Below are 21887 nucleotides of genomic sequence, written 5' to 3' on the forward strand. Positions count from 1 at the left end.
CCAGGCGATGCGCGACGAGTTCGAGGAGCCGCAGCCGCCCGCACCGAGCGGCGACGCAGAAACACGCGTTGTCGAGGCGTTGCGCGGCGCGGGCCCTGCGCCGCTGCTGCCGGTCCCGGCCGGCATCGAACTGCTGAACCGCGATTTTCTGACCGATGCGGCGAACCTGCCGGACGGCTCGATCGATCTGATCGTCGCCGATCCGCCGTACGGCCTCGGCAAGGACTATGGCAACGATTCCGACATGCGCTCGGGCGAGGATTTTCTCGCCTGGACGCGTGCCTGGCTCGAACTCGCCATTCCGAAGCTGAAGCCGTCGGGTTCGCTGTATATCTTTTGCACATGGCAGTACGCGCCGGAAATCTTCGTGTTTCTGAAGAGCCGCCTCACGATGGTCAACGAGATCATCTGGGACCGGCGCGTGCCGAGCATGGGCGGCACGACGCGCCGCTTTACGTCCGTGCATGACAACATCGGTTATTTCGCGGTGTCGAAAGACTATTATTTCGACCTCGATCCCGTCCGTATCCCGTACGATGCCGCCACGAAGAAGGCGCGTTCGCGTAAGTTGTTCGAAGGAAGCAAGTGGCTGGAGATGGGCTACAACCCGAAGGACGTCTGGTCGGTTTCGCGTCTGCACCGGCAACATGCCGAACGCGTCGACCATCCAACCCAAAAACCGCTCGAAATCGTCGAGCGGATGGTGTTGGCTAGTTGTCCTCCAGGTGGCCGCGTGCTCGATCCCTTCATGGGAAGCGGCACGACGGCAGTCGCTTGCGCCCGCCAGAAGCGCGAATTCGTCGGCTATGAGATCAATGAAAGTTACTGCGCGATAGCGCGAGAACGTGTCAGTTTGGCGGCAAATCCGCCGGAACCCGTTTCGCGCCGGAAAGCAGCCGTCGCAAACACTACGACGACGGCTTGACGCCAAACCGCGCAGTCATCGACTTCGAGAAAATTCCATGTCCCGTATTCAATCCACGTTCGCGGCACTGGCCGCGCAGGGCAAGAAAGGTCTGATTCCGTTCATCACCGCCGGCGATCCTGATCCGGCGCGCACCGTCGAGTTCATGCATGCGCTCGCGAAGGGCGGCGCCGATGTCATCGAACTCGGCGTGCCGTTCTCCGACCCGATGGCCGACGGTCCCGTGATCCAGCAGTCGTCGGAACGCGCGCTGGCAAAGGGCGTGTCGCTGAAGCACGTGCTCGCCGACGTCAAGCGCTTCCGCGAAACCGACGACAAGACGCCCGTCGTGCTGATGGGCTACGCGAATCCCATCGAGCGCATGGGCGCCGACGCGTTCGCCGCTGCCGCGAAGGAAGCGGGCGTCGACGGCGTGCTGGTTGTCGACTATCCGCCGGAAGAATCGGCTATCTTCGCCGAAAAGATGAAGGCAGCCGGGATCGATCCGATTTTCCTGCTCGCGCCCACGTCGACGGACGAGCGCATCGCGGAGGTTGGTAAAATCGCGTCCGGTTACGTCTACTATGTGTCGCTCAAAGGTGTCACGGGCTCCGCAAATCTGGACGTTTTGAGCATCGCGGGTAAAATCCCGGCCATCAAGTCGCGCGTACCGCTGCCGGTGGGCGTCGGTTTCGGCATTCGCGACGCGCAATCCGCGCGCGCCGTGGCCGAAGTTTCCGATGCCGTCGTGATCGGCAGCCGTATCGTGCAGTTGCTCGAAGAAGCAGCACCCGAGGCCGCTGCGAGCAAGCTGACGAGTTTCATTGCTGAAATTCGCCAGGCGCTCGACAGCATCGGCGCGACTGCCCGATAAACATCATTTTTGTCGCGGTTAACATGGCGGCGCGGTTCCTGCTGCGCCGTCTTTGGTATCGCGAATCCTGGAAGGAATCATCATGAGCTGGCTCGACAAACTGTTGCCGCCGAAAATCAAGCAAACCGACCCGAAGAGCCGCAAGGGCATTCCGGAAGGGCTGTGGATCAAGTGTCCGGCGTGCGAAGCGGTGCTGTACCGCAACGACGTCGAGGCGAATCTGCACGTCTGCCCGAAGTGCGACCACCATATGCGGATCGGCGCGCGCGAACGGCTCGACGGCTTGCTCGATCCGGAAGGCCGCTACGAAATCGGCCAGGAAATCCTGCCGGTCGACGCGCTCAAGTTCAAGGACAGCCGCAAGTATCCCGACCGCCTGAAAGAGGCGATGGACGAAACGGACGAAACCGACGCGATGGTCGTGATGGGTGGCGCGATCCACACGCTGCCCGTGGTGGTCGCGTGCTTCGAATTCGCGTTTATGGGCGGCTCGATGGGTTCCGTGGTCGGTGAGCGTTTCGCGCGCGGCGCGCAAAACGCGATCGAGCAGCACGTGCCGTTCATCTGCTTCACCGCCTCGGGCGGCGCGCGGATGCAGGAAAGCCTGCTGTCGCTGATGCAGATGGCCAAGACCACGGCCATGCTGACCAAGCTCGCCGAGGCCAAGCTGCCGTTCATTTCCGTGCTGACCGATCCGACGATGGGCGGCGTGTCGGCGAGCTTCGCGTTCCTCGGCGACGTCGTGATCGCCGAGCCGAAGGCGCTGATCGGCTTTGCCGGCCCGCGCGTGATCGAACAGACCGTGCGCGAAAAGCTGCCGGAAGGCTTCCAGCGCGCCGAATTCCTGCTGCAAAAGGGCGCGATCGACATGATCGTCGACCGCCGCAAGCTGCGCGAAGAAATCGCGCAACTGATGGCGCTGCTCACGCGCCAGCCGGCTGACGCAGTCGCCTGATGCCGTCTCGGGCCGTGATGTTACGAACGGCCAGCAGGAACAACCAACGCGCCGCGAGAGGTTCTCAAGCGGCGCGTTGTCATTTCTAGGATAATTCCGGTCCGCACTGCCAGTTTTTCAGATGACCACTTTCCCCACACTCGACGCGTGGCTCACGCACCTGGAATCCGCTCATCCTGTCGGCATCGACATGGGACTCGCGCGTATCAGCAAGGTGCGTGACGCGCTGGACCTCAAGTTTGCGTGCCCGGTGATCACCGTCGGCGGCACGAACGGCAAGGGTTCCACCTGCGCAATTCTCGAAGCGATCCTGCTGCGCGCGGGTTACACCGTCGGCTGCCACACGTCGCCGCATCTGCTCGCGTTCAACGAGCGCGCGCGGATCAACGGTCAGATGGCGACGGATACCGAACTGCTGCCGCACTTCGAGGCCGTCGAGAAGGCGCGCCAGTCGCTGCCCGAGCCCGTTTCGCTGACGTATTTCGAGTTCACGACGCTCGCGATCATGCATCTGTTCGCCGAGCGCGGGCTGGACGCAGTGATTTTCGAAGTGGGGTTGGGCGGGCGGCTCGATGCCGTCAATATCCTCGATACCGACTGCGCGATCATCACGAGCATCGACATCGATCACACAGACTTCCTCGGCGATACGCGCGAGAAAATCGCGTTCGAAAAGGCGGGTATTTTCCGCGCGGGCAAGCCGGCGATCTGCGCGGACCCCGTTCCGCCGCAAACGCTGATCGATCATGCCGAGAAAATCGGCGCGGAGTTGTGGCTGTTCGGCCGCGATTTCCGCTACGAAGCGCAACCCGGCAACGAGCGCCAGCAGTGGAGTTACATCGGCCCGACGATGCGTCGGTCAGCGCTCGCTTATCCGGCGCTGCGCGGCGCGAATCAGCTGCTCAATACGACGGCGGCGCTCGCGGGTCTCGAAGCGGTGCGCGACCGTTTGCCCGTGTCGGCGCAAGACATTCGTCTGGGGCTCGCGAACGTCGAGCTGCCGGGGCGCTTCCAGGTGCTGCCGGGCAAGCCGTCGATCGTGCTGGACGTCGGCCACAATCCGCATGCCGCCGCCGTGTTGGGCCAAAATCTCGGCAATATGGGCTTTTTTCCGTACACGTACGCCGTTTTTGGCTCGATGCGCGACAAGGACATCGCTGGCGTGCTCGAACATCTGAAAGGCGAGATCGATCACTGGAACGTGACCGATCTCCCGACGCCGCGTGCCGCCAGCGCGGACGAACTGGAAACGGCGCTGCGCGATGCGGGCGTCAGCGACGGCCCGGATTGCAGCGTGACGCGTTTTGCCACACCAGCAGAAGCTTTCCAGGATGCGCTAAAACGAGCCTCCGACAATGATAGAATCGTGGTCTTCGGAAGCTTCTTCACGGTTGCAGGCGTCATGGCCTACCGTAAATCGCAGCAACACTGAACGCGCGGGCCTCGAACCAAGCCATTCATGGGTATTTTCTCGTTCGGCAAGAAAGACGACGCACCGACAAGGCGCGGCGCAAATTCCAGTTCCAGTCGCGGTAGTCGTGCCGAGCGCACTGAACGCGCGGAACGCGTCGAACGGCGCAGTCGGCGCACGGACCGTTCCGGCGACGCCGACGCGATGCTGCTCGATCCCACGCTTCCCGAGAAGCAGCGCGCGCGACGCCGCCTCGTCGGCGCGATCGCGCTGGTGATTGCCGCCGTCGTCATTCTGCCGATGGTGCTGGATTCGCATCCGAAGCCCGTCACTGACGACATTTCCATCGACATTCCAAGCCGTCCCGCGCCGAAGCCGCGCGCGTCGGTCGACAACGACACGCAAGCCGCCGTCGCGCCGGACAATCCCGCCGCGCCGGATGCCGCATTGGCGGCGTCGGGTCTGGCGCCCGCTGCGTCGGGCGCGGCCGCTACGGGCGCCGTGGCGTCGCAGCGCGACGGCAGCAACAGCAAGAACGCGCCAATCGCGATGACGCCTGCGAAGCCGCAAGCGCCCGCTGTCGTCGCGAACAACGCGCCGGCTGTGAAACCCGCAGCGAAACCGCAGGCTGACGCCAAGCCCGCGGCAAAACCGGAACAGAAACCCGCAGCCACGGAAACGGCGCAGGCAGCCGCTTCTGGCACCGAAACAGGTACGCCTGCGGCGCCCCCGGGCAGCCGCTTCGCAGTTCAGCTCGGCGCGTTTCAGGACGACGCCAGCGCACACGCGTGGGCAACCAAGTTGAAAGCGGCGGGTGTGCCCGTATATACGGAGCGTCGCAAGCAGGCTGACGGCTCCAGTCGAACCCTGTTGCGCGCCGGTCCGTTCGCGGACCGTGCGGCGGCGTCGGCGGCAATCGCGAAGGTGCGCGAGGCCGGTCTGACGTCGGGCGCGAACAACGGCGCTGCGCAGTAATCCGGCGATGTTCACCGCGTTCGACTACGCTGTAATGGCGGTGATCGCCCTGTCAGCCATGCGCGGAACGTGGCGCGGCTTTTTGTCCGAGGTATTCGGGCTGATCGGCTGGATCGTCGCGTTTCTGGTGGCGGCGCGTTTCGTGGGGCTGCTGGTGCCCTACGTGCCGGCGAAATGGCCGGGCGGCGCGCTGACGCAGTGGCTGATCGCGTTCGCGCTGATCGTCATTGGCGTGATGCTGGTGGCAAGCGTGGCGAACGCATTGCTGAGCCGGCTGGTGCAGGTGTCCGGTCTGGGCGGTGTGGATCGCTCGCTTGGACTGGTGTTCGGCCTCGTACGCGGGGTCATATTGGTGCTGGTTCTGGTCGCCCTCGGTGGCTTGACCGAACTGCCCAAACAGGAATTCTGGCGCAACGCGCTGCTGCGGCCCTATGCCGAGCAGGGCGTGCGAGAGTTGAAGCCTCTGCTTCCCGAAACGCTCGCCGCCTACGTCCACGTGTAACGATCGCGTTGCACGCAAAGGGCGAAGGCGGATGACAAGGCGGGCCGATGGTGAAGCAAGCAGAACCACGGCGCGCGCGGCTGTCTCCCAGGCAGGCCGCACTGATCGAATTTCGTACCCTTTGAAGGACATGCCATGTGCGGCATCGTAGGCGTAGTTTCCCAGTCACCCGTCAACCAGCTCCTCTATGACAGCCTGCTGCTCCTGCAGCACCGCGGTCAGGACGCGGCCGGCATCGCCACCGCGAACGGCAACAATTTCCACATGCACAAGGCCAACGGCATGGTGCGCGACGTGTTCCGCACGCGCAACATGCGCAGCCTGCCCGGTAACAGCGGCATTGGCCAGGTGCGCTACCCGACGGCGGGATCTGCGTCGAGCGAAGAGGAAGCCCAGCCGTTCTACGTGAACGCGCCGTTCGGCATCATCCTTGCGCACAACGGCAATCTGACCAACTGGCAGCAGCTGAAAGACGAGATGTTCCGCATCGATCGTCGCCACATCAACACGAATTCCGACACCGAAGTGATGCTCAACGTGCTCGCGCACGAAGTACACACGGCGAGCACGGGTCTGCAACTCGATCCCGCAGCGATGTTCAAGGCCGTGACAGGCGTGCATCGCCGCGTGCGCGGCTCGTACGCGATCGTGTCGCTGATTTCCGGCTACGGTCTGCTCGGCTTCCGCGACCCGTTCGGCATCCGCCCGCTGTGTATCGGCAAGCTGGAAACGGCGTCGGGCACGGAATGGATGCTGGCGTCGGAATCGGTGGCGCTGGAAGGCATCGGCTTCGAGTTCGTGCGCGACGTCGCGCCGGGCGAGGCGATCTTCATCGACTTCGAAGGCAACTTCCACGCGCAGCAATGCGCGCCGAACGCCAGCCTGAACCCGTGCATTTTCGAACTCGTGTATCTCGCGCGTCCGGATTCGGTGCTCGACGGCGTGCCCGTCTACAACGCGCGTCTGCGCATGGGCGACTATCTCGCGGAGAAAATCCTGCGCGTATTGCCCGATGACGTGAAGATCGACGTCGTCATGCCGATTCCCGATTCGTCGCGTCCGGCAGCGATGCAGGTCGCAGCGAAACTCGGCGTCGAATATCGCGAAGGCTTCTTCAAGAACCGTTACGTGGGCCGCACCTTCATCATGCCGGGCCAGGCGGTGCGCAAGAAATCGGTGCGCCAGAAGCTGAACGCGATGGGCATCGAGTTCAAGGGCAAGACCGTGCTGATCGTCGACGATTCGATCGTGCGCGGCACGACGTCGCACGAAATCGTGCAGATGGCGCGTGATGCGGGCGCGAGCAAGGTGATCTTCGCTTCGGCGGCGCCGCCCGTGAAGTTCCCGAATGTGTACGGCATCGACATGCCGACGCGCAGCGAACTCGTCGCGCACGGCCGTTCGGATGAAGAAGTGGCGCGCCTGATCGGCGCCGATTTCCTCGTCTATCAGGACGTCGACGCGCTGAAGAACGCGATCCGCGACATCAACCCGGCGCTGAAGGAGTTCGAATCGTCGTGCTTCGACGGCAACTACATCACGGGCGACGTGACGACGGAATACCTCGACCGCATCGAATCCGCGCGTCTCGCGCCGTCCGCGCAATCGGACCGCGACGCGGCTAGCGACGCGATGGAAGGCGGCGCTGCGCGTTCGCAATTGCACCTGCAACTGTCGGTCGAGTAACGCGTCGTAAGCGCGCGAACATCGGGTCAACTGGTCTCGCGCGCTGCAACAGCCACTGAAACCCGGCGCGAAAATCCGGGCGCGGTGTTACCATCGGGTCTTGCGTCGATTTGATCTCAGCTTGCGGACGCGGGGAAACCCAAAACAGCTAAAGCGAACGGTGAGCAGCAGCACAGCCATCGCGCTTACAGCTTTCCCCGCACACGAAGCCCGCTTATGCCGACGCAAAGCGGGCTTTTTTGTTGCTCTTTCGCGCGTGAACCTCAACGGCCAGTGCGCGTGACTTCGAAAAACGGAACAGAACGAACATGGACGACTCCCTCAACTTCGACACACTCGCAGTCCGCTCGGGCACGTTGCGCAGCGAATTCGGCGAACATTCGGAAGCGATCTTCCTGACGTCGAGCTTTGTCTTTGCGAGCGCCGCAGACGCTGCCGAGCGCTTCAAGAATTCCGAAGACTATTACACGTACTCGCGCTTCACGAATCCGACCGTGACGATGTTCCAGGATCGTCTCGCGGCGCTCGAAGGCGGCGAGGCGTGCATGGCGACGGCGTCGGGAATGAGCGCGATCATGTCGGTGGTGATGTCGGCGTTGCAGGCGGGCGATCATCTCGTCAGCTCGCAGAGCCTGTTCGGTTCGACGCTCGGCATGTTCTCGCAGATCTTCAGCAAGTTCGGCATCACGACGACCTTCGTCGATCCGACCGATCTCGACGCGTGGAAAAACGCGGTGCGTCCCGAGACGAAGATGTTCTTCCTCGAAACGCCGTCGAACCCGCTGACGGAGATCGCCGATATTGAAGCGATCAGCAAGATCGCGAAGTCCGCGAATGCGCTCTTCGTCGTCGACAACTGTTTTTGCAGCCCGGCGCTGCAACAGCCGCTGAAACTCGGCGCGGACGTCGTGATGCATTCGGCGACCAAGTTCCTCGACGGGCAAGGCCGTGTGCTCGGCGGCGCGCTGGTTGGCTCGAAGCAGTTCATCATGGAAAAGGTGTTCCCGTTCGTGCGCAGCGCGGGTCCGACGTTGTCCGCATTCAACGCGTGGATTCTGCTGAAGGGCATGGAGACGCTGTCGCTGCGCGTCGAGCGCCAGTCGGCGAATGCGCTTGAAATCGCGCGCTGGCTCGATACGCATCCCGCCGTGAAGCGTGTGTTCTATCCGGGCCTCGAATCGCATCCGCAGTACGAAATCGCGAAGCGCCAGCAGAAAGCGGGCGGCGCGATCGTTTCGTTCGAACTCAAGGGCGACACGCCGGAAGCGATGCGCGCGAATGCGTGGCGGGTAATCGACAGCACGAAGATCTGTTCGATCACGGGCAACCTCGGCGACACGCGCACGACCATCACGCATCCTGCCACCACGACGCACGGCCGCATCACGCCGGAAGCGCGCGCAGCGGCGGGCATCACGGAAGGCCTGATCCGGCTTGCCGTTGGTCTGGAGAATGCAACCGATATCCGCGACGATCTGGCGCGCGGCCTTGCAGGCTGATGAAGTGAAGATGTGAAACGAAACGGGCGCTGCGAAGCGCCCGTTATGTCATACGGCAACGCTCAATGCAGCAAGGCGCGCCATTGACCCGGCGCCATCCCGAAGCGCCGCGTGAACGCATGCGTGTAGGCGCTCTGATCGCCGAAGCCGACTTCGAGCGCGACGTCGGTCAATGAGCGGCGCGGATCGGCGAGCAGCGTGACCGACGTATCCAGCCGCAGCCGCTGCAAATAACGATGCGGTGTTTCGCCGAATGCGTCGATGAACAATTGATGAAAGCGCCGCATGCCGAAGCCGCAGTGCGCGGCGAGGTCCGCGATGCGCACCGGTTCGGACAGACGCGCGCGCAGCCAGGCGTCGATGCGCGCGAAGTCGAGACGGGCGCCCGGCGCAGCATCCGCCATGCCCGTGTCTTCGATGATCGCCGCACATAGGCGGGCGGCCGCGTCCCAGTTGAAGCGCCGCCATGCGGCATCGCCATCGATATGTCCCGTCGCGCGGCCCGCAATATGCGAAACCAGTTGCGTGAGCGACGAATCGACGGTGACGGCGCGCGCGCGGTCGAACAGACGTTGCGGCACGGCGACCGACGACGCAGGCAGATCGAGCACGAGCTGCCGGTTCTCGCCGACGCCCGCGTAGTCGTGCCGCGAGCCGGCCGGAATGAGCCACGCGGACGTCCGGTCGATTTCTTGCGCGACGCCGTCCACGGCCATCACCATCGATCCGTCCAGACCGAGCACGATCTGATGGAAGTCATGCACGTCCGACGCTTCCACGGTGCCGTAGCGGCGCAGGGAAACGTTGGGGGCACCGATGACGGCGTGGCTCATCACAAAGCAACCGGAAGAACGGCGGAAACGCTTAGACGCCGAGCAATTCGACTTCGAACACGAGCGTCGCGTTCGGGGGAATCACGCCGCCCGCGCCGCGCACGCCGTAGCCGAGTTGCGGCGGAATGGTCAGCTTGCGCACGCCGCCGACCTTCATGCCCTGCACGCCTTCGTCCCAGCCCTTGATGACCATGCCGCCGCCCAGCACGAACGCGAACGGGTCGTTGCGGTCCTTGCTCGAATCGAACTTCTGGCCGTCCGTCAGCCAGCCGGTATAGTGAACGCTGACGGTCTGACCGGCCTTCGCTTCAGCGCCCGTGCCTTCCGTCAGGTCTTCGTACTTGAGACCCGATGCAGTGGTGACAGTAGACATGCAATGCTCCTTGTAATCGTTCGAAACCGCTATTGTAGGCGTGTTGTCCTACCGTCGCGAAGTTCGGCCAAACGGCCATGCCTATAATGTCCAGACTGCAACCATCGGTGAACCGCCAACGAGGATGTCGATCGTGACCACGTCTACTCCGTCTTCTTCCGGCAGCAACGAGGAGACGTCTGCCGTCGCCGAACGAACCGCGCGACGCTGCGCCGAAACGGCGCTTTTCATGCGCGATCATGTGCTGTCGCTGGTCTCGCACGACCTGCGCAGCCCGCTGAATGCCATTCATAGCTGGGCCTATGTGCTCGACCGCAAGATCGACACAAACGATGCCACCGCGCAACGCGCGCTCGAAGGTATTCGCAACGGTGTCGAGCAGCAGGTGAAGCTGCTCGAATCGATCGTCGATACAACGCGCGCCGAGACGAAAGCGCTTGTTTTGAAGCGCGCGCCGTTCGCGCTGCGCCTATTGCTCGATGAAACGATCGGCGATGTGCGCGACGCGCTCGCCGTGCGGCGTGGCGTCGCACTCGAACTCAACTCGCCGCTCGCCGCGCAGCGGATGGACGGTGACCGCGAGCGGCTCGCCGCCGCGTTGTGGCTGCTCGTCACATTCGCGGTGGAAGCGAGCGCGAGCGGCGCGACCGTCACGCTCGATGCCGACGTCGATGCGTCGACGTTTCGCGCCACCGTCGCATGGCAAGCAACGCCTGCAGCACTGACTGACGCCGCGCTGCCTCACGTGCTGGAAAACTTCGCGCGCGCGCAAGCGACGCAGCCGCGCGAAGCCAGCCGCATTTCGTGGGTGCTGGGATTGTGCAAGCGCATTTCGGAAGCGCACGACGGCGCGTTCGAACAGGGCGAATGGGCCGACGGCCAGCCGACGACACTCAAGCTGCGTGTGCCGCTCGCCGGCGCATGACGCTCACGCACACGCGCATGGAATCGCGCGCGACCTGGCCGGATGGCCAGTTCACGCGTGCTCAGCGCTTTCACGTGCCTTTCGCACTCTATACTGACGACTTTTGTCGCCGGAGTTCTTCGCTTTGATCCAGTTCGTCGCCCTCATTGGCGCGTTGTTGCTCGTTGCCCTCAACGGTTTCTTTGTTGCTGCGGAATTCGGCCTCGTCAAGCTGCGGCAGACGCGCGTGCAAACGCTCGCGGCGAAGCATGGCTTGCGCGGCAAGCTGCTCGGGAAGGTGCATGGGCGGCTGGATGCGTATCTGTCCGCGTGCCAGCTGGGTATCACGCTCGCGTCGCTGGGGCTTGGCTGGATCGGCGAGCCGGCCTTCGCGGAACTGCTGAATCCTGTGTTCCATCTGCTCGGCATCCAGAACGAGCAGTTGATTCACGGCATCTCGCTGTTCTTCGCGTTCTCGTGTATTTCGTTCCTGCATATCGTGGTCGGCGAACTCGCGCCGAAGTCGCTGGCAATCCGTCAGTCCGAGCACGTTTCGCTGTGGACGGCGATGCCGCTGTATGGCTTCTACTGGGCGATGTACCCCGCCATCTGGGTGCTCAACTCGAGCGCGAACGCGGTGCTGCGACTCGCCGGTCTGACGGCCGACCACGGCGGCGACACACATTACTCCACAGACGAACTGAAGCTGATTCTGCGAGGCCGCCACGCGAGTGTCGCGAACGAACTCGACGGCTCGAAGGACGCCTATTCGCAGGACGAATGGAACACGATCGCGCATTCGCTCGATTTCTCGCGCATGACCGTGTCCGACCTGATGCGGCCCGCGCATGAACTGGTGAGCCTGCGCCGCGACCTGCCGTGGCGCGAGAACATGCAGATCGTCGCGCGCCATCGTTTCAGCCGCTATCCGTTGCTGGAGGACGCAGCGGGCGAGCGCGTCGCGGGCACTATCCATCTGAAGGATCTGCTGCTGGCACGCCACGCGGGCAGCACGCTCGACGACCTGTCGCACTATGTGCGTCCCGTGCAGTATGTGAAGCCCGAGATGCCCGCGTTGGAACTGTTCCGGCGCTTTCGCAAGGGCGCGCCGCATCTCGCGCTGGTCGGCCGTAAGAACGCGAAGCCGATCGGCTTCCTGACGCTCGACAATCTGCTCGGTGCGCTGGTCGGCCAGATTCACGACGAGTTCCGTCAGGGCGACGCCGACTGGACGCGCATGGACGACGGCACGCTGATGGGCAAGGGCAGCTTGCCCGTGGTGTCGCTGGAGCGCGCGCTCGGTATCGACATCGACGAGGGCAGCGCGGAGTCCGTCGGCGGTCTGGTGATCAACGCACTTGGCGATCTGCCGGAGGAAGGGCAGCGCGTCGATTTCGACCGTTTCGATGTGGTCGTGAAGAGGATGAAGGGGCCGCGTATCGTGCTGGTGCGGGTGTATCCGAAGATGTTTGATGATGAGGGTGGTTGAGGTGCCACACGCCGTCACACCCGCGGCACCCCATCCTCAACCAGCACGGCCACAGGCATCGTCGTCAGTGCATCGCGCAGATACAGCAGCCCGGTATCTTCGACCTTCGGCGCGGCGGGACTCACCCAGTCGAACAACGCGCGTCCGAACAGCTCTTCGGGCATCTGCACGGCCGTATCGTCCCACGCAATCGGGTCGACGATCGGCAAGTCGCTGCTGTTATCGAGCAGCGCCATCGACAGCCGCGTCGCAATCACCACCGCCCAGCAGTTGCCTTGCCGCCGCGCGAACGCAACGACATGCGCGGCGTGCTTGCCCTGCGCCGTGAGCGGCGTATAGCTGCCACTGCTCAGCAATTCAGGGATCTGCATGCGTAACGCGAGCATCCGCTGATTGATCGCGAGCTTCACGCGGCCATCGCGCCAGCCAGCGAGGTAATCGGAAGGCGGCGCCTCGGCGAGCAGCGCCTGTCGCTGCGCGAAATCAACAGGCCGCCGGTTGTCCGGATCGACGAGACTGAAATCCCATAGTTCGGTTCCCTGATAAAGATCGGGCACACCGGGCGACGCGAGCCGCAGCAAGGTCTGCTGCAGGCTATTCACGACACCCGCCCGGCCGATGCGCGAAACGAACCCGCTCAGTTCGCGCAGGAATCCATCGCGGCGCTGTGGCGCGAGAATATCGAACAGAAACTCACGGCAGCCGTTCTCAAAAGCTTCGTCAGGCGCAAGCCACGTAGTGCGCAACTTCGCTTCGCGCAGCGCTTTCAACTGCCATTGCGCGACGCGTTCGGCGAGCGCCTTGACGCCCGCTTCGTCGTCGGGCGAAAGACCGGGCGGCCAGCAGCCGACCAGCGTCTGATACAGCATCGCTTCGGCGCCAGGACCGGGCGCCCAGTCGTCGGCGTTGCCATCCAGCGCGCGCCGGTGCGGCGTGTTCAACGTCGTCCATGCGCGCAGCGTCGCAGTCCACTCGTCGGCGATTTCGCTCAGTACGGCGAGGCGCGCGCGCGTGTCTTCGCCGCGCTTGTGGTCGTGGGTCGCCGTCGCTAGCAGCGCATGAGGAAAGCGCCGCGCGCGCTCCTGATTGCCCGCATGAAACTGCTCGACTGTCAGCGCGAACTCACCCGGGTCCGCGCCTACTTCGCAACGCGACAGCAAACGTCCGTAGCGATAGCACGCGGTATCTTCGATGGCTTTCGCGGCGACGGGCGCCGTCAATTGCGAGAACAGCGTCTGCACGGTACGTCGCGCCGACGCCGTGTGATTGAACGCGCCCGCGCCGCCATTCTGCTGCGGCGCCTGATACGCAGCGTTGCGTCCATTGCCGTTTTCGTCGGCGCCGCTGCCGAGCCACGCATCGACGCGCGCCAGCACGCCATGATCGGCGCGCGACAGCGTCTGCTTCGCGGCATCGAGCGCGATGTCGAAGTAGGCGTTATCAGCAGCGCTGCGCAGGCCGTTTTGCGGATAGATGCGATAGACGGGGAAGTGCGCGGCAAGCTCGTTGGTCACACGGCGGATCGCCGTGTACGTGAAGTCGCGCGTGTTGATGCTGTCGCGCGCCAGCCGATGCAGCGCGCGCGACACGCGGTCCAGTTCTGCAGGCAAATTCTCCGCGAGAATCTTACGGCGCGCGGGCAGCGCCTCGTCGGCGAAGCTCGCGGGGCGGCCGCTCAGTTCGGCCCATGCATCGGCGAGCGGCGCGGCGCCCGCCGGATCGTGCAGCAGCGCGCCGGCGTCGTTCATGAAATCGTAGCCTGTCGTGCCGTCGACGGGCCAGTCGTCGCGCAGCGCTTCGCCGCGTCCGAGAATCTTCTCGACGACGATATACGGCGTCGTGCCCTCGCGCAGTTCCGACAGCCGTTGACGCAGCCGCTGCGTGTACTCGCGCGGTTCCGCGAGCCCGTCGATATGATCGATGCGTACGCCGTCGATCACGCCCTCCGCATAGAGCCGGAAGATCAGCGCATGCACGGCGTCGAACACCTCTGGACGCTCGACGCGCACGGCCGCAAGCGTGCTGATATCGAAGAAGCGCCGCCAGTTCACTTCATCCGATGCAGTGCGCCACCACGCGAGCCGGAAGTGCTGTCGCTCGATGAGCCGGTGCAGACGGTCGCGCGTGACGGGCTCGTTGGGCGAATACACTTCGAGCACGAACTCGATCGCCGACGCGCCGTTCTGCTGCACGAACTCGCGCAGCGCGTCGCGGCCTTCAGCTGCGCGCGGATGATCTGCGGGCTGCGTCGTGATCGACGTGAAGCGCTCGGCGAGCGCGCTCAGATCCGCGCGATCCGCCGATTGCAAAATGGCCGCGTAATCGATCGGGCAGACGGGGCACGCGTGCTCGCCATAGACGATGTCGAAGCGCCCGTTGTCGGCGTCGAAGCGCAGCGCGATACGGCCCGCGATCAGTTCTTCGCCGTACGCCGCACCGAGCACGGGCATCAGCACCTTGCCGCGCAGCGCCGGGTCGGGCGAATGCCAGTCGACATCGAAAAAGCGCGCAAAGGCGCTATGGCGGCCCCATTCGAGAATGTCCTGCCACCACGCGTTGTGCTTGCTCATACCCATGTGATTCGGCACGACGTCGACGATCAGGCCCATGCCGAGTTCATGCAGCTTGTCGGTCAGGCGCCGCAGGCCGTTTTCGCCGCCGCACTCAGCGCTGACCTGGGCGTAGTCGACGGTGTCGTAGCCGTGTGTCGAGCCGGGCGTCGCCGTCGTGATCGGCGAAGCGTACAGATGGCTCACGCCGAGCGCGGCGAAATAGTCGACGTGCGCGAGCGCATCGTCGAACGTGAAGTCGCGATGAAACTGGAGTCGGAGCGTGGCGCGCGGAACAGTCATGGCGTATCGGACAACGAAGAAGCAGGGGTTGAGTCGGTGCGCGCCTGCTGGATGGCGAGCAGGCGGTCGCAAAAGGTGTCGTCGGTGAACAGTGCGTCGACGGGCTGGATCACGCGGCGGCGCCAGTTCGGATGCTCGTCGATCGAGCCAGGCAAGTTCGGCTGATCCACGAGACTGAGCAGGTCTTCGAGCGGAAACGTGACGAGCGGCGACGGCGTAGCGGCAACGAAGGCGAGCGCTTCATCGACGGGCGCTTCACCGGGCGGCGGCGGATCGACGTCGGGCGCGGCAACCCCGGCTTGCTGGAACGCCTGCCATAGCGCGGCGCGGTCGTCGTCGCGTTCGGCCTGCGCGAGCGCGACGGGATCACGCCCGTCGGCACGCGGCGCGGTCTGACCGATGCGATTGCGCCACACGATGTCCTCGCCGCGCCACCAGCCGGAGACGGTCGGCAGGTCGTGCGTGGTCGTCGTCCCGACGGCGCCGCTATCCCATTCGGCGGGCGGCGTGAAGCCCTTGCCGTCCCTCGTGCGCTCGAACCACAGCACGCGGATACCCGCCAGGCCATGCTCGCTGAGCCGCTCGCGAAAGCCCGGCGGCACGGTGCCGAGGTCTTCGCCGATCACGATCGCGCGGTGCCGCCACGATTCGAGCGCGATCAGCCGCAGCATGTCTTCGAGCGGATAGCGCAGGTACGCGCCGTTTTTCGCGCTCTCGCCTTCGGGCACGAGCCACAGCCGCCGCAGCCCGAGGATGTGATCGATGCGGATGCCACCCGCGCAGGCGAACGCCGAACGCAGCATGTCGATGAACGCCGAGAAGCCCTGATTGCGCATCGCGCGCGGCGAGAAGGTGGTGAGGCCCCACGCCTGGCCCGCCTGGTTGAACAGATCGGGCGGCGCGCCGACGGACACGCCGTGCAGCATGTCGTCGCGATACGACCACGCATGCGAGCCCGCGCTATCGCAGCCGACGGCGAGATCCGCGATCAGTCCGATCGCCATGCCCGCGTCGCGCGCCGCGTGCTGCGCGTGCGACAGTCCTTTCGACGCGAGCCATTGCAGAAACAGATGAAACTCGACTTCATGCCGATGCTCGTTCGCGAATGCCTCGACTTCGGGACTGCGCGGGTCCTGCAGCGCATCCGGCCACTTGCGCCAGTACCCTTCGCCACTGTGCAGCAACTGGAACGCATGCAGCGCTTCAAAGCGCGCGTGATCTTCGAGTGCTCGGCCGCCTCGGTCGCAAAAGCCATGAAACTCCAGCGCACGCGGCGAATCCTGCGCGCGGTCGTTCGCGCAGAAACGCTCGAACAACACACGCAGCACCTTGAGCTTGAGCGGCGTCGCCGTCTTCCAGTCGATCAGCGGCAGTGTTTCGAGTTGCGGCCAGACGTCGGTACCACCCGCCGCATCGAGCGCGGCCTGTGCGGCCTGCGCGCCGAACACGGCGGCGGGATCGATATGCGTAACGTTCAACCACAGCCGCGACGACGGCGAATACGGACTGAACGAGCCCGGCAACGCGCTGAACATCGCGTGCGTCGGGCTGACGGCGAGCGCATGCGCGCCGCGTTTCGCGCTTTCGATCGCGAGCGTCGCCAGCGCCGTGTAATCGCCGATGCCGCCGTCGCCGACCCGGCGCAAGCCGTAGATTTGCGCGGCGATCCCCCACAGCGGCGGCGCGTTCGTGTCGTCGCCGTGCATCGCGCGCCACGCGTCGGTGACCGTGTAGCACTGCGAGGGCGCGACGGCGAGCGTCATCCGGTGATCGTTGAGCACGAGCGTGTGATAGCCGGGTTCGTCGATGGGCGACAGCAGCGCCGCTTCGCCCTTCGGCGCCGTGAAGCGGCCATCGATCAGCGAGCCGCTTTCCAGTTCGATCCGGTAGTGGCTGCCCGCCTTGATCGCGGCGGCGGGCAAGCCGATACCGCGTCCGCATTCGACCGTCATCAGCGGCGGCAGCTTGCGGCCGGACAACTCGGCTTCGAGCGCGCCCGCGCTCTGGCGAATCTGCGTGGCGTTGCCGCACGGCAGGCCCATGCGTTCGAGTAGCGCGGCGAGCGTGCTGTCGGGCACGCGCTTCCTGTTGTGATGCGCGTCTTCCCATTCGACTTCGAAGCCTGCGCGTGCGGCGAGGGCGTCGATGGAAATACCGGGGCGTCGGGTTGTGGCCACGCGTGTCACTCCTCAGGTCTGCACGTGCTTGCGCGCGTCGTGGCCGATGGCATATTCGCTGACGTCGCCGGTCATCCAGGCGACGAATGCGTTTGGCGGCAACTCGCCCGCGTCGACGCGATCGCGCACGCGCGGCGGCGTTTCGAAGATCACCTTGCCGGCGGGGCGCTCGCCGAGTGCCACGGCTTCATCGCCGAGATTCAGCACGATCGACAATGTCTCGCCGTCGTCGAGTTTCCAGCGTGCGGTTAGCGCGTTCGCGTCCTGATCGCCGGCTGCCTTGAGGAGCGTTGCACCGAGCGCCTTCGCATGACGCAGGCGCGGCGCGATCAGCTTCGCGCGCACGGCGAGCGCGGATTTGTAGAAGTGCATCCAGTCGAGCGCGTCCTTCGCGTCAGGCGCGTCGCCGTGCCGCTCGGCAGGCGGCGACGACTTGGCGAGCGTCTGCGGATCGTTCGGATCGGGAATCAGCGCGCGGCGTTTCTCGTCGGCGAATGCGGAGAAACGCGCGAACTCTTTGCGGCGTCCTTCGCGCACGGCGTTCGCCAGATCGCCGGTGTAATCGGTGAAGAACAGGAACGGCTGTTTCGAGCCATATTCCTCGTCCATGAACAGCAGCGGAATTTGCGGCGACAGCAGCAACAGGCCTGTGGCGGCGCGCAGCGCGTCATCGGAGCACAGCGTGCGCAGACGCTCGCCCATCGCGCGATTGCCGATCTGATCGTGGTTCTGCAAGAACGCCACGAACGATGTGGGCGGCAAATGGCCGCTCGGCTCGCCGCGCGGTTTGTCGTCGTGGATCGGCGACGGGTCGCCCTGATAGCCGAAGCCGCTGCCGAGTATCCGCGCGAGCCGCTGGATCGGCTGATCCGCGTAAGCGGCGTAGTAGCCTTCGTGTTCGCCCGTCAGCAGCACGTGCAGCGTGTTGTGCGCGTCGTCGTTCCATTGCGCGGTGAAATGCCGGTCGAGCAGGCTCGCCGTATTGCGCTCGTTTTCCAGCACGAGATGCACGTGACGTCCGTGCTGGACATGCGCGCGCACGTGATCGGCGAAACGGCGCAGCCAGTCGTCGTTGTCGATTGCATGTACGGCGTCGAGGCGCAAGCCGTCGAAGCGATATTCGTTGAGCCAGTAGAGCGCGTTGTCGCAGAAGAATTCGCACACTTCGCCGCGTTCGAAGTCGATGGCGGGCCCCCACGGCGTGTGCGTGCCTTCGCGGAAAAACGGCTTCGCATACTGATGCAGATAATTGCCGTCCGGGCCGAAGTGGTTGTAGACCACATCGAGAAACACCGCGAGGCCGTGCGCGTGCGCGGCGTCGATCAGCGCTTTCAGGTCGTCGGGACGACCATACGCGGAGTCGGGCGCATAGGGCAGCACGCCGTCATAGCCCCAGTTGCGCTTGCCCGGAAAATCGTTGAGCGGCATCAGTTCGATTGCGGTGACGCCCAGTTCCGCGATGGCGGGCAGGCGCTTCATCACGCCGCCGTAGCCGCCCAGCGCGCCGATATGCAGTTCGTACAGTACCGTTTCTTCCCACGGCCGGCCGCACCAGCCCGTGTGCTCCCATGTGTAGGCGCGCGGATCGATCACTTCGCTCGGGCCGTGTACATCCTGTGGCTGAAAGCGCGATGCGGGGTCGGGAATCAGCAGCGCGCCATCGAGCTTGTAGCGATACAGCGTGCCCGCGCCGCAGCCGATTTCCATCTCGAACCAGCCATTGCCCGTCGCGCTCATGTCGTGCGCGCCGGACGCATCGCCGTTTTCGACGACCACCTGTACCTTCGCGCACGACGGCGCCCACAAGCGAAAGCGCGTGCGCTGCCTCGCGCTCGCCGCGCCGAGCAACTGCGCGCCGAACGGCAGGCAGTGCGCGTGATGATGCGCGTGAGGGTCGATCGGACGTTCATGCATGATTGTCACCATTCGTCGGCATGTTGATACGCACACTCATTGCAGACCTTCCGGCATGGGCTTTCTGTCGATAATCGGGCGCACGCGCCGTCAACCGGACTGCTCCGTGTCGGGCATCGACGTGCCCGGGTCCGGCGGCAATGCCGTCAACAAACGCGGTCCGTACTGCGCGCCCGCGCGCCAGCTTGCCTGCCAGTCCGCGTCGCCCGTGGGCTGCGCCGCGAGCACCACCATGCTGTGCGCGGGCACTTCCAGGTCGGGCGTCGCGAGCGGCGCGGGCGGCGCTTCAGGGTTCGCCGTATCCAGCAGCACATGCCATTCCAGGTGCGGTGGCGGGGGCATGAAGCGCAGCGCCGCGCCCGACGCGTTCAACATCATCAACAATACTTCCGTTTCTCCATTCAGGCCTGCGCCCGCGCGCCGCAGCGTGAACGCGCGGCCTTCGGGGTCCTGCCAGGCTTCGATGGTCAGCGCTTCGCCGTGCTCGTCGAACCAGCCGACGTCGTAGAGACCCGGCAGCACTTCACGGTCGCCGAACAGGAAGCGGTTTTCGCGCAGCAGCGGATGCTGTTTTCGCAACGCGATGATGCGCGCGAAGAACATAGTCATTTTGCGCCCGTGTGGGAGCGCGGCGCGTTCCCAATCTACCCAGGAAATTTCGTTATCCTGGCAATACGCGTTGTTGTTGCCGCGCTGGGTGCGGCCCATTTCATCGCCGGCGAGCATCATCGGCGTGCCGAGCGCGATGAACAGCGTCGCGATCAGCGAACGCGAGACGCGCTCGCGCGCCTCGGCGATAGCGGGTTCGTCGGTCGGGCCTTCGACGCCCCAGTTCGAACTGTAATTTTCGTTATGGCCGTCGTTGTTGTTCTCGCCGTTGATCTCGTTGTGCTTTTGCGAATACGCGACGAGATCGGACAGCGTGAAGCCGTCGTGCGACGTGACGAAGTTGATCGACGCCGTCGGCTTGCGAAAGCGCCGGTTGAACAGATCCGCCGATCCCGTCAGCCGTGCGGCGAGATCGGGCCGCATGCCCGCGTCGCCACGCCAGAAGCGGCGCACGGAATCGCGGAAACGGTCGTTCCATTCGCTGATGCCGGGCGGATGATTGCCGAGCTGATAGCCGCCGGGGCCGATGTCCCACGGCTCGGAAATCAGCTTGCGCTGCGACAGGATGGGATCTTGCCGTAGCGCGTCGAAGAAACCCGAGCCGGGATCGAAACCGGAATGCTCGCGCCCGAGCGTGACGCCGAGATCGAAACGAAAGCCGTCGATATTGAACGCCGTCGACCAGTAGCGCAGCGAATCCATCACCATTTGCAGCACACGCGGATGCGGCATGTTGAGCGTGTTGCCGCAGCCGGTGTCGTTGATGTGATGGCGTTCATCGCCTGGAATGAGGCGGTAATAGCTGGCGTTGTCGAGTCCGCGCCACGACACGGTGGGGCCCATCTCGTTGCCTTCGCACGTGTGGTTGTAGACGACGTCGAGTATTACCTCGATTCCCGCGGCGTGCAGTTGACGGACGGCGATGCGCATCTCATCGAGCCGATGCGCGGTCAGATAAGACGGTTCTGGCGCGAAGAACGCGGCCGTGTTGTAGCCCCAGTAGTTGCGCAGTCCGCGCTCGACGAGAAAGCGGTCGTTGAGGAATGCGTGGACGGGCAGCAGTTCGACGGCGGTGACGCCGAGCTTCAGCAGATGCTCGATGAATTCCGGCGATGCGAGTGCGGCGAACGAGCCGCGTTCGGGCGTGCGGAGGTCTTTGCGTAGCATCGATGCGCCGCGCACGTGGGTTTCGTAGATGACGGTTTCGTTCCACGGGACGTTGGGGCGGGTGTCGTGGGACCAGTCGAAGGCTTCGTCGACGACCACGCACTTGGGCATGGCTGGCGCCGAGTCTCTTCTGTCGATGGAGAGGTCCATTCTGTTCGAGTGGACGCGGTAGCTGAACAATGCGTCTGACCATCGGAACTGGCCGATGAGTTTTCGTGCGTAGGGGTCTAGCAGGAGCTTGTGTGGGTTGAAACGGTGTCCATGCTGCGGTTGATATGGGCCGTGGGCCCTGAACGCGTATACCGTGCCTGGATGCGCATGCGGCAGGTAGCCGTGCCATACCTCGTCTGTGCATTCCGGCAGCGTGTAACGCTTCAGTTCTTTTCTGCCTGTCGGCTCGAAGAGACATAGCTCGATGCGTTGCGCGTTCGCGGAGAAGACGGCGAAGTTCACGCCTAAGCCGTCCCAGCTTGAGCCTAATGGGTACGGGGCACCCGGGAGTAGTCTGTCTGGTAGTACGTGCGGCATGGCAAGTGTTCCCGTTGTTGTTGGTTTTGGTTTTGCTCCTGCGGTCGCATCCGCCTTTTGCCTCTGCGGTGGCATCCGCGATGCGTTAGCTGGCATCCGCGCTACGGTGTTTGCCTCTGCGCTGGCATCCGCGCTTTGTTAGCCTGCTTCACGCGTCGCCCCTGTGCGGGGCGGCACCTACTTTTCTTTGCCGCCGCAAAGAAAAGTAGGCAAAAGAAAGCGGCTAACACCGCCA

The 21887-nt window shown here is 64.4% G+C and carries 16 protein-coding genes; 10 read left to right on the forward strand and 6 right to left on the reverse strand.

Annotated features, from left to right (window positions below):
* The first annotated feature begins 7 nt into the window (after positions 1-7).
* The 8 genes from BLT65_RS33045 (at position 8) to BLT65_RS33080 (ending at position 8806) form a co-directional block, all read left to right on the forward strand.
* Positions 8-925 carry a DNA-methyltransferase gene (locus BLT65_RS33045; RefSeq protein WP_091786142.1) on the forward strand — a complete coding sequence of 306 codons (918 nt, stop codon included), beginning with the start codon at positions 8-10 and terminating at the stop codon, positions 923-925.
* A 37-nt stretch (positions 926-962) separates the two neighbouring features.
* A complete protein-coding gene (gene trpA, locus BLT65_RS33050; RefSeq protein WP_091786144.1) occupies positions 963-1778 on the forward strand; it encodes a tryptophan synthase subunit alpha in 816 nt (271 codons plus the stop codon).
* An 82-nt stretch (positions 1779-1860) separates the two neighbouring features.
* Complete coding sequence (accD, locus tag BLT65_RS33055) at positions 1861-2733, forward strand: acetyl-CoA carboxylase, carboxyltransferase subunit beta (protein WP_042315439.1); 873 nt, start codon at positions 1861-1863, stop codon at positions 2731-2733.
* A 121-nt stretch (positions 2734-2854) separates the two neighbouring features.
* The gene (gene folC / locus BLT65_RS33060) at positions 2855-4165 is read left to right on the forward strand and encodes a bifunctional tetrahydrofolate synthase/dihydrofolate synthase (RefSeq protein WP_091786146.1); all 1311 of its coding nucleotides are present in this window, start codon (positions 2855-2857) and stop codon (positions 4163-4165) included.
* A 27-nt stretch (positions 4166-4192) separates the two neighbouring features.
* Positions 4193-5119, forward strand: coding sequence for an SPOR domain-containing protein (locus tag BLT65_RS33065; RefSeq protein ID WP_091786149.1), 927 nt, complete (start codon positions 4193-4195; stop codon positions 5117-5119).
* 7 nt (positions 5120-5126) lie between these two features.
* Positions 5127-5621, forward strand: coding sequence for a CvpA family protein (locus tag BLT65_RS33070; RefSeq protein WP_091786151.1), 495 nt, complete (start codon positions 5127-5129; stop codon positions 5619-5621).
* Positions 5622-5756: 135 nt separating this feature from the next.
* Positions 5757-7307, forward strand: coding sequence for an amidophosphoribosyltransferase (purF, locus tag BLT65_RS33075; protein WP_091786153.1), 1551 nt, complete (start codon positions 5757-5759; stop codon positions 7305-7307).
* A 308-nt stretch (positions 7308-7615) separates the two neighbouring features.
* Positions 7616-8806, forward strand: coding sequence for an O-succinylhomoserine sulfhydrylase (locus tag BLT65_RS33080; protein ID WP_007579607.1), 1191 nt, complete (start codon positions 7616-7618; stop codon positions 8804-8806).
* Between the two features lie 62 nt (positions 8807-8868).
* Here BLT65_RS33080 and BLT65_RS33085 read toward each other — a convergent pair whose 3' ends face one another.
* Positions 8869-9639, reverse strand: coding sequence for an AraC family transcriptional regulator (locus BLT65_RS33085; RefSeq protein ID WP_091786156.1), 771 nt, complete (start codon positions 9637-9639; stop codon positions 8869-8871).
* Between the two features lie 31 nt (positions 9640-9670).
* Complete coding sequence (locus BLT65_RS33090) at positions 9671-10012, reverse strand: FKBP-type peptidyl-prolyl cis-trans isomerase (protein ID WP_042315449.1); 342 nt, start codon at positions 10010-10012, stop codon at positions 9671-9673.
* Between the two features lie 124 nt (positions 10013-10136).
* On the opposite strand from BLT65_RS33090, the gene BLT65_RS33095 reads away from it, so the two are divergent.
* On the forward strand, positions 10137-10937 hold the full coding sequence (locus BLT65_RS33095) for a sensor histidine kinase (RefSeq protein WP_091786159.1): 801 nt from the start codon (positions 10137-10139) through the stop codon (positions 10935-10937).
* Between the two features lie 124 nt (positions 10938-11061).
* Entirely contained in the window at positions 11062-12405 is a 1344-nt protein-coding gene (locus BLT65_RS33100; RefSeq protein ID WP_042315454.1) for a hemolysin family protein, read from the forward strand.
* Between the two features lie 14 nt (positions 12406-12419).
* Here BLT65_RS33100 and treY read toward each other — a convergent pair whose 3' ends face one another.
* The 4 genes from treY to glgX form a co-directional block, all read right to left on the reverse strand.
* Positions 12420-15257, reverse strand: a complete 2838-nt coding sequence (gene treY, locus BLT65_RS33105) for a malto-oligosyltrehalose synthase (RefSeq protein ID WP_091786162.1) — start codon at positions 15255-15257, stop codon at positions 12420-12422.
* Positions 15254-17434 (reverse strand): 4-alpha-glucanotransferase, encoded by a 2181-nt coding sequence (gene malQ / locus BLT65_RS33110; RefSeq protein ID WP_091786163.1) that lies wholly within the window; start codon positions 17432-17434, stop codon positions 15254-15256. The genes treY and malQ overlap by 4 nt, the downstream gene beginning before the upstream one ends.
* 12 nt (positions 17435-17446) lie before the next feature.
* Positions 17447-19348 carry a malto-oligosyltrehalose trehalohydrolase gene (treZ, locus tag BLT65_RS33115; protein ID WP_091786380.1) on the reverse strand — a complete coding sequence of 634 codons (1902 nt, stop codon included), beginning with the start codon at positions 19346-19348 and terminating at the stop codon, positions 17447-17449.
* 90 nt (positions 19349-19438) lie between these two features.
* On the reverse strand, positions 19439-21652 hold the full coding sequence (gene glgX, locus BLT65_RS33120) for a glycogen debranching protein GlgX (protein WP_091786165.1): 2214 nt from the start codon (positions 21650-21652) through the stop codon (positions 19439-19441).
* Positions 21653-21887: the final 235 nt, after the last annotated feature.

Source organism: Paraburkholderia steynii (genome assembly GCF_900100565.1).
In the GTDB taxonomy this organism is placed as follows: domain Bacteria; phylum Pseudomonadota; class Gammaproteobacteria; order Burkholderiales; family Burkholderiaceae; genus Paraburkholderia; species Paraburkholderia terrae.